Origin of the sequence: Aeromicrobium sp. CnD17-E, from assembly GCF_024124745.1 — a bacterium.
Lineage (GTDB): Bacteria > Actinomycetota > Actinomycetes > Propionibacteriales > Nocardioidaceae > Aeromicrobium.
Window position 1 is genome coordinate 1 of sequence record NZ_JAMXRU010000193.1, and the last position, 2253, is coordinate 2253.

The 2253-nt window shown below is 73.7% G+C and carries 2 protein-coding genes and 2 pseudogenes; 3 read left to right on the forward strand and 1 reads right to left on the reverse strand.

Translation table 11 applies throughout. The features are described from left to right. Window positions 1-381: pseudogene (locus NH339_RS17980) on the reverse strand (S9 family peptidase); the annotation flags it as partial. Between the two features lie 93 nt (window positions 382-474). Between NH339_RS17980 and mshB the strand changes: the two are divergent. The 3 genes and pseudogenes from mshB to NH339_RS17995 form a co-directional block, all read left to right on the forward strand. Further along, the gene (mshB, locus tag NH339_RS17985) at window positions 475-1389 is read left to right on the forward strand and encodes an N-acetyl-1-D-myo-inositol-2-amino-2-deoxy-alpha-D-glucopyranoside deacetylase (protein WP_253027366.1); all 915 of its coding nucleotides are present in this window, start codon (window positions 475-477) and stop codon (window positions 1387-1389) included. Further along, the gene (locus tag NH339_RS17990) at window positions 1386-1739 is read left to right on the forward strand and encodes a hypothetical protein (protein ID WP_253027367.1); all 354 of its coding nucleotides are present in this window, start codon (window positions 1386-1388) and stop codon (window positions 1737-1739) included. Before mshB ends, NH339_RS17990 begins: the two co-directional genes overlap by 4 nt. A 160-nt stretch (window positions 1740-1899) precedes the next feature. After that, window positions 1900-2253 (forward strand): annotated as a pseudogene (locus NH339_RS17995) (hypothetical protein); the annotation flags it as partial.

Genomic DNA, 2253 nt, shown 5'->3' on the forward strand with positions numbered 1-2253 from the left:
GACGGCGGGCAGCTCGTGCACCTCGCCCGAGGCCAGCTCGACCGCCCAGGCCCGACCCGAGAGGGCGAACGACGCCCAGCGTCCCGCCGTGTCGGTCGCGTACCCGACGACGCCCGCGCCCTGCTCGCGGGAGCGCTCCCGGCGGGCCCGCTCCGCCGCTGACAGCTGCTCGCCGTCGGCCAGCAGCGTCGCGGGGTCGACGAGCACGCGCTCCTCGCCCGTCGCGACGTCGTGCGCCCACAGCGCACCGGTGCGCGAGACGCCGTCGGCGGTCCGCACGAACCACACGGTCGAGCCGTCCGGCGAGACGGTGAGGTCGCGGGGGATGCCGAGGGTGAACCGGGCGGTGCGGGCGGCGAGACGAGGGTAGGAGACGCTCATGCGCCCATCCCATCATCCGGACGGTCGGGGGCCGGCATCACCCGCTCGCCTCGCCCGACCGTCGGGTGCCCGGCCCGCCGATACGCTGACCTCATGCCCCTGCCCGACCGTCGTCTCCTGCTCGTCCACGCCCACCCCGACGACGAGACCATCAACAACGGCGCCACGATGGCGAAGTACGTGAGCGAGGGAGCGCACGTCACGCTGGTCACCTGCACGCTGGGCGAGATGGGCGAGATCCTCGTGCCCGAGCTCGAGCACCTGGCCGCCGACCGCGACGACGCGCTCGGCGAGCACCGGCTCACCGAGCTGACCGAGGCGATGCGGCTGCTGGGCGTCACGGACTTCCGCAGGCTCGGTGGCGACGGCCGCTTCCGCGACTCCGGCATGAAGTGGGGCGACGACGGCAACGCCACGGCCGCCGACGACATCCACGAGAACGCTTTCTGGCACGCCGACCTGCTCGAGGCGACGAACGAGCTGGTCGCCGTGATCCGCGAGGTCCGTCCCCAGGTGCTCGTCACCTACGACGACTTCGGCAACTACGGCCACCCCGACCACGTGCAGGCGCACCGCGTCGCGCACTACGCGGTCGCGCTCGCCGCGGCCCGCTCCTACCGCCACGACCTCGGCGACGCGTGGGACGTCGCGAAGGTCTACTGGACGGCGATGTCGGCGCGGGCGATGCGCGAGGGCATCAAGGAGATCCGGGCGGCCGGCGACCTGCAGTTCATGGAGGGCCTCGACCCCGACCACCTGCCGCCGTTCGCCATCGACGACGACGACCTCGACGCGGAGATCGACGGCAGCCCGTGGGTCGACGCGAAGCTGGACGCCATGCGCGCCCACGCCACGCAGATCTCGGTCGACGGACCGTTCTTCGCCCTGTCCAACGACGTGGCGTTCCGCGCGTGGGGCACCGAGCACTACCGGCTGGTGAAAGGTGTGGCGGCACCCGTGCCCGGCACGTCGTTCGAGGACGACCTCTTCGCCGGCACGGGCGTGTGAGCGTGCGGGCGGTCCTCGCCCGCGTCGGCGTGCTGCTGCTGGGCGCGTGGGTCGGTGCGCTCGGTGCCGTCGTGCACCGCATGACCGTGGGGGTGGGCGGCCTCGACGTCCCGTGGGGACTCGTGCTCGCGCTCGTGGCCACGCTCGCCACGGCGGTGGCCTGCGACGGTCTCGTGCGGGTCGGCGCAGCCTGGTTCGGCTTCGGCTGGACGCTCGTCCTGCTGCTCCAGCAGGTGCAGTCGACCGGCTCCTACCTGGTGGCCTCGGACACCCTCGGGTGGACCTTCACGATCGGCGGCCTGGGGCTCTGCGCGGCCGCGGTCGTGGTCGCGCCGCGCCTCGCCAGGTGAGCGCGGTGCGGGGCCGCCGGGGTCGCTCCGTCATCATGGGAGGAATGCGACCGGCGCCGACGAGCGTGACGCAGGGGTCGATCCTCTGTTGTACTACCGGTCGCACGGGGCACGATCGCGCGATCGTCGCCGCAGAGCCGACCACCCGAGGGAGCCAGGCATGAACGACGAGCGACCGGAGTCGCCCGACGTGGAGGGTACCGACGAGGGACACCTCGACGAGACCGTCTCCGGCGCCGACGTCGAGCCGGTGGTCGAGTCCGACGAGCTCGACCTCGACGACGCCCCCACGGAGAGCTGGTCGCTCGCCGACCACGACGCCCCCCGCGCTGAGGGCGAGCGGTCCGAGGACGAGTGGGCCGAGGACGAGCCGGAGGGTGCCGAGTCGCCCGCGACCGCCGCGACCACCGACGACGTCGAGGACGACGCACCGCTCGCCGCGGCACCCCCGCCGCACGCGGTGGACCCCGACGGCTGGTCCGACGAGCCCCCGGCGGGCGACGTCGACGGCGAC

What these genes read in the sequence shown, in the direction of transcription:
- mshB (WP_253027366.1), top strand. Translation starts at nt 475, where the DNA reads ATGCCCCTGCCCGACCGTCGTCTCCTGCTCGTCCACGCCCACCCCGAC.